Origin of the sequence: Nocardioides sp. J9 (genome assembly GCF_007829375.1) — a bacterium.
In the GTDB taxonomy this organism is placed as follows: domain Bacteria; phylum Actinomycetota; class Actinomycetes; order Propionibacteriales; family Nocardioidaceae; genus Nocardioides.
Genome location: NZ_VLJQ01000007.1, coordinates 1 through 8,456 on the forward strand (window position 1 = coordinate 1; position 8,456 = coordinate 8,456).

Consider the following 8,456-nt stretch of genomic DNA (forward strand, 5'->3'; position numbering starts at 1 on the left):
CGCGCGCCGGCGCCGTCGACCCCCCATGGGAGTCGAGCGTAGGTCAGTCGCGCGGCTTGCGACCACGGTTCGGCGGACCGTAGTCCTTCGCGAGCTCGATGAGCTTGCCGCTGATCCGGGTGTTCTTGAGCCGCTCCCACTGCTCGTCGGTGAGCTTCGCGGGGAGCTCGACGATCGAGTAGTCCGGGCGGATCGTGATCTTGCCGAAGTCGCGGCGGTCGAGGCCGCCCTCGTTGGCGAGGGCGCCGACGATCTGGCGGGGCTCGACGCGGTGCCGCTTGCCGACCTGGATCTTGTAGGCCTGGTAGCCACCGCCGCCGCGCGGGCCGCGGTCACGACCGCCACGGGGACCGCGGTCGCCGCGGTCGTCGGCACCCCAGGAGTCGCGCTTGCGGTGGTCGTCGCGGTCGCGGTCGAAGCGCGGACGGCGCTCGGGCTCCGGCTCGGGCTCCAGCAGCAGCGGGGTGTCGCCCTGCATCACGATCGCCAGCGCAGCGGCGACGTCGACCTCGGGGACGTCGTTCTCCTTGATGTAGTGGCTGACCACGTCGCGGAAGAACTCGATGCGCGGCGACTCCAGGGCGGCGGTGATCTGGTCGTCGAAGCGGCTCAGGCGCGACTCGTTGATCGCGTCGACGCTCGGCAGCTGCATCTGCTCGAGGGTGGAGCGGGTGGCCCGCTCGATGTGCTTGAGGAGGTAGCGCTCGCGCGGGGTGATGAACGAGATCGCGTCACCGCTGCGGCCGGCGCGGCCGGTGCGACCGATCCGGTGGACGTAGGCCTCGGTGTCGGTCGGGATGTCGTAGTTGAAGACGTGGCTGATCCGGGGCACGTCGATGCCGCGGGCGGCGACGTCGGTGGCGACGAGGATGTCGAGCTTGCCGTCCTTGAGCTGGTTGACGGTGCGCTCGCGCTGGGCCTGCACGATGTCGCCGTTGATGGCGGCGGCGCTGTAGCCGCGGGCCCGCAGCTTCTCGGCGAGGGTCTCGGTCTCGTTCTTGGTGCGCACGAAGACGATCGCGCCCTCGAAGTTCTCGACCTCGAGGATGCGGGTCAGCGCGTCGACCTTCTGCGGGTAGCTCACCATCAGGTAGCGCTGGCGGATGTTCTCCGCGGTGCGGGTCTTGCGCTCGATGGAGATCTCCACCGGGTCCTTGAGGTAGGCCTGCGACAGCGCGCGGATCTGCTTCGGCATGGTGGCCGAGAACAGGGCAACCTGCTTGTCGTCCGGGGTGTCGGCGAGGATCGTCTCGACGTCCTCGGCAAAACCCATGTTGAGCATCTCGTCGGCCTCGTCGAGGACGAGGAAGCGGAGCTCGGTGAGGTCGAGGGTGCCCTTCTCGAGGTGGTCCATGATCCGGCCGGGCGTGCCGACGACGATGTCGACGCCGCGACGCAGCGCGGACAGCTGGACGCCGTAGCCCTGGCCGCCGTAGACGGGCAGCACGCTGACGCTGCGCATCTCGGCGGCGTACTTCTCGAACGCCTCGCACACCTGCAGGGCGAGCTCGCGGGTCGGCGCGAGCACCAGCGCCTGCGGCGTGCGCTGCGACATGTCGAGCTGGTCGAGGATGGGCAGCGCGAAGGCGGCGGTCTTGCCGGTGCCGGTCTGGGCGAGGCCCATCACGTCCCGACCCTCGAGCAGGTGGGGGATGGTCTGGGCCTGGATCGCGGACGGCGTCTCGTAGCCGACCGCGGTCAGCGCCTTCAGGATCCGGTCGCCGAGACCGAGGTCGGCAAAAGTCGTGGTCTCGTTCTCCGGGGTCTCACTCACCCGACAAGGGTAGTGCCGTGACCGATTTCACCAAGGATCCCCGGCGCGGTGCGCTGCATCACGCCTGAGCGGCGGGTAGCCGGCGGCTACTCGACGGTGACCGACTTGGCGAGGTTGCGGGGCTTGTCGATGTCGTGGCCCAGCGACAGCGCCGCGTGGTAGGCGAGCACCTGCAGCGGGATGGTGAGCAGGATCGGGTCGAGCTCGCGCTCGCTGCGGGGTACGTCGATGCGGCGGGCCGTGCGCTCGAGGTCGCCGAGGTCCACGCCGGCGTGGGTGACCACCGTGAGCGGGCCGCCGCGGGCCGCGATCTCGTGCAGGGCCGCGACGTTGCGCTCGACGAGCTCGTCGTCGGGGACGATCGCGACGGTCGGCACCTCCGGGGAGATCAGCGCCAGCGGGCCGTGCTTGAGCTCGCTGGTCTGGTAGGCCTCCGCGTGGCGGTAGCTGATCTCCTTGAACTTCTGGGCTCCCTCGCGGGCGACCGGGAAGCCGCGCACCCGGCCGACGAAGAAGAGGTTCTCGGCCCCGGCCAGCTCCCTGGCGACCTCCGCGAGCTCCTCCTCGCGGCCGAGGACCTCCGCGACCTGCCCGGGGATGGCGTTGAGGCCGGCGATGAGCCGGCGCCCGTCGGAGATCGACAGGTCGCGGACCCGGCCGAGCTGGACGGCGAGCATCGCGAACGCGAGGAACATGTTGGTCAGCGCCTTGGTGGAGGCGACGGCGACCTCGGGGCCGGCGTGGAGGTAGATCCCGCCGTCGACCTCGCGGGCGATCGCGGAGCCGACGACGTTGACCAGGCCGATGACGAAGCCGCCCTTGCGCTGGATCTCCTGCACCGCGAGCAGGGTGTCGATGGTCTCGCCGGACTGGCTGACCGCGACGTAGAGCGTGTCCGGCTCGATGATCGGGTTGCGGTAGCGGAACTCGCTGGCCGCCTCGGCGTCCGCGGGGATCCGGGCCAGCTCCTCGATGAGCGCGGCGCCCATCTGGCCGACGTAGTAGGCCGACCCGCAGCCGAGGATCTTGACCCGCTTGATCGCGCGCAGCTCGCGCGCGTCGAGGTTGAGGCCGCCGAGGTGGCCGGTGCCGAACTTCTCGTCGAGGCGCCCGCGCAGCACGGCCTCGGCGCGGGCGGGCTGCTCCAGCATCTCCTTGTGCATGAAGGAGTCGTGCTCGCCGGCGTCGTACGACGACGGGTCGATCTCCACCTCGCTGGCGCGCCGGTCGGTCGCGGCGAGCCCGACGTGGCCGGCCCCGTCGATGGTGCGGACCAGGTAGGTGCTGAACCCGTCGGCGGTCACCGTGGCCATCTCGCCGTCGGCGAGGTGGGCGACCGTCGTCGTGTAGCGGACGAGCGCGGCCAGGTCGGAGGCCACGTGCATCTCGTTCTTGCCGACGCCGATGATCAGCGGACTGCCGTTGCGGGCGACGACGATGCGGTCGGGGAAGTCGGCGTGGGTCACCGCGATCCCGTAGGTGCCCTCGACCCGGGCGAGTGCCTCGGCGGTGCGCGCCTCGAGGGTGTCGGCGGTGGAGCGGGCGACGAGGTGGGCGAGCACCTCGGTGTCGGTGTCGGAGACGAGCTCGACGCCGGCGTCGGCGAGCTCGAGGCGCAGCGCCGCGGCGTTGTCGATGATCCCGTTGTGCACGACCGCGACCCGGCCGGACTCGTCGGTGTGCGGGTGCGCGTTCGCGTCGGTGGCCGGTCCGTGGGTCGCCCACCGGGTGTGGCCGATGCCGATCTTGCCGGTGAACCGCTTGGGCAGGCCGTCACCGAGGTCCCGGACCCGGCCCGCCTGCTTGGCGACCCGGACCCCGCTGGGCCCGAGCACGGCCAGGCCGGCCGAGTCGTAGCCGCGGTGCTCGAGCCGGGTCAGCCCCTCGAGCAGGAGCGGGGCCGCCTGCTGGCCGCCGATGTAGCCCACGATGCCGCACATGCCTGGTCTCCCTTATCCGTAGACGATCCGGCGCAGCTGGCGCTCGGAGAGGTCGGGCGCAGCCACCACGAGGCCGCGCAGCTCGCCGCGGAGCAGGGGGAAGATCTCGTCGTTCTTCCGCCCGTAGGTCTTCAGCTCCGCGTGCCGCCGCCGCACCCAGTCCTCGAGGTGCTCGTCATGGAAGGACAGCACGTCCTCGACGAGCCGGCGCGCCTCCGCGGGGCTGAGACCGCTGGTCTCGGCCACGTGGCGGACGAGCCGCGGGKCGACATGCACCGGAGGATCGTGCTCCCCCATCGGGCCGGACATCAACTTCCTGCCCGAAATCGGGCAGGAAACTGCTCATTGCACCTCGCTATGCCAAGGACCGGGCCACCGCGGCCCGATGTGACCCACGCCACAGCACCTCCGGGAATGGTTGACGCGTCATCGACCGTTGTGGAGATCGTTGAGACTTCAACCAACCAACCACCCCACAGGAGCACGCACCATGACCGAGACCACCACCGCCCTGACCGACATCTCCGGCGACTACACCCTCGACACCTCGCACAGCCGCCTGGGCTTCGTCGCCCGCCACGCGGTCGTCACCAAGGTCCGCGGCCAGTTCACCGACTGGAGCGCGACCGCCCACGTCGACACCTCCAACCCGGCCGCCTCGTCGGTCACCCTGACCATCAACCCCGCCAGCATCAGCACCGGCAGCGCCGACCGCGACGGCCACCTGCAGTCGGCCGACTTCTTCGACGTCGAGCAGTTCCCGGAGTGGAAGTTCGTCTCCACCGAGGTCAGCCGCGACGGCGACGAGTGGACCATCACCGGCGACCTCACCATCAAGGACGTCACCAAGCCGGTCACCATCGAGTTCGAGGAGAACGGCTCGGCCAAGGACCCGTTCGGCAACATCCGCGTGGGCTTCGAGGGCGACGTCACCATCAACCGCAAGGACTGGGGCCTGACCTGGAACGCCGCGCTCGAGACCGGCGGCGTCCTCGTCTCCGAGAAGATCAAGCTCGAGTTCGACATCTCGGCGATCAAGAACGCCTGATCCCACCCGTCGACGCCGGTGCCCCCGGCTCCGGGTACGACGCCCGGGTGGACCGCACGGTCCACCCGGGCGTCGGCGCATTGCAGCGTCGTTCGCACTGCGGACAACCCCTCTCACATCATGGACGAACCTGCGTAGCCTCGGGATCGCCCGGAGCACACCCCGCCCCCGGCCCCGCCCTTCCTCCACCGAGGAGCCCGCATGTTCAGCAAGGTCCTGGTCGCCAACCGCGGCGAGATCGCCATCCGCGCCTTCCGCGCCGCCTACGAGCTCGGTGCCCGCACCGTGGCCGTGTTCCCCTACGAGGACCGCGGCTCGGAGCACCGGCTGAAGGCGGACGAGGCCTACGAGATCGGCGAGCGGGGCCACCCGGTGCGGGCCTACCTCGACCCCGAGGCGATCGTGGCCACCGCCGTCGCCTGCGGTGCGGACGCGATCTACCCCGGCTACGGGTTCCTGTCGGAGAACCCCGCGCTGGCCGAGGCCTGCGCGGCGGCCGGCATCACCTTCGTCGGGCCGGACGCCTCGGTCCTCGAGCTCACCGGCAACAAGGCGCGCGCGATCGCCGCGGCCCGGGCCGCCGGCGTACCGACCCTGCAGAGCGTGGAGCCGTCGACCGACGTCGAGGCGCTGGTCGAGGCCGCCTCGGCGATCCCGGCGCCGCTCTTCGTCAAGGCCGTCGCGGGCGGCGGTGGTCGTGGCATGCGACGCGTCGACGACCCCGGCGCCGACGGTGCGCTGCTGCGCGAGGCGATCGAGACCTGCATGCGCGAGGCGGAGGCCGCCTTCGGCGACCCGACCGTCTTCATCGAGCAGGCCGTGGTCGACCCGCGGCACATCGAGGTCCAGGTGCTCGCTGACGGTACGGCCGGCCCCGGGTCCGAGGGCGGCGTCATCCACCTCTACGAGCGCGACTGCTCGGTGCAGCGACGCCACCAGAAGGTCGTCGAGATCGCGCCGGCGCCGAACCTCGACCCCGCGCTGCGCGACCGGATGTGCGCGGACGCGGTGCGCTTCGCCCGCGAGATCGGCTACAAGAACGCCGGCACCGTGGAGTTCCTGCTCGACCCGCACGGCAACTACGTCTTCATCGAGATGAACCCGCGCATCCAGGTCGAGCACACGGTGACCGAGGAGGTCACCGACGTCGACCTGGTGCAGTCCCAGCTGCGGATCGCGTCCGGCGAGACGCTCGCCGACCTCGGCCTCGTGCAGTCCGAGATCGTGCTGCGCGGCTCCGCGCTGCAGTGCCGGATCACCACCGAGGACCCGGCGAACGGCTTCCGCCCCGACACCGGCGTGATCACGACCTACCGCTCGCCGGGCGGCGCGGGCGTGCGCATCGACGGTGGCACGACCTACACCGGTGCCGAGGTGTCGGCGCACTTCGACTCGATGCTGGCCAAGCTCACCTGCCGCGGCCGCACCTTCGAGAAGGCTGCGGAGAAGGCCCGCCGCGCGGTCGCGGAGTTCCGCATCCGTGGCGTCTCCACCAACATCCCGTTCCTGCAGGCCGTCCTGGAGGACCCCGACTTCGTCGCCGGCGCGGTGACGACGTCGTTCATCGAGACCCACCCTCACCTGCTGCAGGCACGTGGCTCGGGCGACCGGGGCAGCAAGCTGCTCGCCTACCTGGCCGACGTCACCGTCAACAAGCCGCACGGCGAAGCCCGGGTCTCGGTGTCGCCCGCCAGCAAGCTGCCCGCGGTCGACGCCTCCGCGCCGGTGCCCGACGGCTCCCGCCAGCGGCTGCTCGAGGTCGGGCCGGAGGCCTTCGCCGCCGAGCTGCGCTCGCGCACCGGGGTCGCGGTCACCGACACCACCTTCCGCGACGCCCACCAGTCGCTGCTCGCGACCCGCGTGCGCACCATCGACCTGCTCGGCGTCGCCGACCACGTCGCCCGGCTCACCCCGCAGCTGTGGTCGCTGGAGTGCTGGGGCGGCGCGACGTACGACGTCGCCCTGCGCTTCCTCGCCGAGGACCCGTGGGAGCGGCTGTCCGCGCTGCGCGCCGCGGTCCCGAACATCTGCCTGCAGATGCTGCTGCGCGGGCGCAACACGGTCGGCTACACGCCGTACCCCGCCGCGGTCACGCAGGCCTTCGTCGAAGAGGCCGCCGCCACCGGCATCGACGTGTTCCGGATCTTCGACGCGCTCAACGACGTCGACCAGATGACACCGGCGATCGAGGCGGTCCGCGCGACCGGCAGCACGGTCGCCGAGGTGGCGCTCTGCTACACCGGCGACCTGTCCTCGCCGGACGAGAAGCTCTACACCCTCGACTACTACCTGCGCCTGGCCGAGAAGATCGTCGACGCCGGCGCGCACGTGCTCGCGATCAAGGACATGGCCGGCCTGTTGCGCGCGCCCGCCGCGCACACCCTGGTCACCGCCCTGCGCGAGCGCTTCGACCTGCCGGTGCACCTGCACACCCACGACACCCCCGGTGGCCAGCTCGCCACGCTGCTCGCGGCGATCGACGCCGGTGTGGACGCCGTCGACGCGGCCTGCGCCTCGATGTCGGGCACCACCTCGCAGCCGGCACTGTCCGCGCTGGTCGCGACGACCGACCACTCCCCGCGCGAGACCGGCCTCGACCTCGCGGCCGTCAACGCCCTGGAGCCCTACTGGGAGGCGACCCGGCGGCTCTACGCGCCGTTCGAGTCCGGCCTGCCCGCGCCCACCGGCCGCGTCTACACCCACGAGATCCCCGGCGGCCAGCTCTCCAACCTGCGCCAGCAGGCGATCGCGCTCGGCCTCGGCGAGAAGTTCGAGCAGGTCGAGGACATGTACGCCGCCGCGAACCGGATCCTCGGCAACGTGCCCAAGGTGACCCCGTCGTCGAAGGTGATCGGCGACCTGGCCCTGCACCTCGTCGCCGTCGGCGCGACCCCCGAGGCGTTCGAGGCCGACCCGGGCAAGTTCGACATCCCCGACTCCGTCATCGGCTTCCTCAACGGCGAGCTCGGCGACCCGCCGGGCGGCTGGCCCGAGCCGTTCCGCAGCAAGGCCCTCGCCGGACGGTCGTGGACCGCGCCCGAGCCGACCCTGGCGGCCGAGGACGAGGCGGCGCTCACCGGTGAGGACGGCGCCGCGCGCCGCCGTACCCTCAACCGGCTGCTGTTCCCCGCACCGACGAAGGCCTTCGAGGAGGCCCGCCAGTCGTACGGCGACCTCGCGGTCCTGCCGACGCGGGACTACCTCTACGGCCTCACCCACGGCGAGGAGCACGAGGTGCGGCTGGAGGAGGGCGTCACGCTGCTGCTCGGCCTCGAGGCGATCAGCGAGCCCGACGAGCGCGGCTTCCGGACCGTCATGTGCACCATCAACGGCCAGCTGCGCCCGGTGCCGACCCGCGACCGCTCCGTCTCGGCCGAGGCGCCGGCCGCCGAGAAGGCCGACCCCGGCCGGCCCGGCCACGTCGCCGCCCCGTTCCAGGGCGCGGTGACCCCGGTGGTCTCCGTCGGCGACACCGTCGCGGCCGGCGACACCGTCGCGACCATCGAGGCGATGAAGATGGAGGCCTCGATCACCGCCCCCGCCGACGGCGTGGTCAAGCGGATCGCGGTCGACGGCACCCAGCCCGTCGACGGCGGTGACCTGGTGCTGGAGATCGACGCGTCGTAGCCGGCACTGGTGCACCGGACTGTGCCCACCACGGTCCGCCCAGGAGGCCCGGAGGTTTCGAGGCTCG

General features: G+C 71.6%; 5 protein-coding genes. 2 read left to right on the forward strand and 3 right to left on the reverse strand.

What is annotated here, in order from left to right; all coding sequences use genetic code 11:
• Positions 1 to 43: 43 nt before the first annotated feature.
• The 3 genes from L615_RS01520 to L615_RS01530 all read right to left on the reverse strand — a co-directional run bounded on the left by L615_RS01520 (position 44) and on the right by L615_RS01530 (position 3,990).
• A complete protein-coding gene (locus L615_RS01520; RefSeq protein WP_028657200.1) occupies positions 44 to 1,774 on the reverse strand; it encodes a DEAD/DEAH box helicase in 1,731 nt (576 codons plus the stop codon).
• Between the two features lie 86 nt (positions 1,775 to 1,860).
• Positions 1,861 to 3,714 carry a glutamine--fructose-6-phosphate transaminase (isomerizing) gene (glmS, locus tag L615_RS01525; RefSeq protein ID WP_145723873.1) on the reverse strand — a complete coding sequence of 618 codons (1,854 nt, stop codon included), beginning with the start codon at positions 3,712 to 3,714 and terminating at the stop codon, positions 1,861 to 1,863.
• Positions 3,715 to 3,726: 12 nt separating this feature from the next.
• Entirely contained in the window at positions 3,727 to 3,990 is a 264-nt protein-coding gene (locus tag L615_RS01530; RefSeq protein WP_261376519.1) for a hypothetical protein, read from the reverse strand.
• Between the two features lie 214 nt (positions 3,991 to 4,204).
• Between L615_RS01530 and L615_RS01535 the strand changes: the two genes are divergently transcribed.
• Positions 4,205 to 4,762, forward strand: coding sequence for a YceI family protein (locus tag L615_RS01535; RefSeq protein ID WP_145723874.1), 558 nt, complete (start codon positions 4,205 to 4,207; stop codon positions 4,760 to 4,762).
• A 201-nt stretch (positions 4,763 to 4,963) separates the two neighbouring features.
• Positions 4,964 to 8,389, forward strand: a complete 3,426-nt coding sequence (locus tag L615_RS01540) for a pyruvate carboxylase (RefSeq protein WP_145723875.1) — start codon at positions 4,964 to 4,966, stop codon at positions 8,387 to 8,389.
• The last annotated feature ends 67 nt before the right edge of the window (positions 8,390 to 8,456 follow it).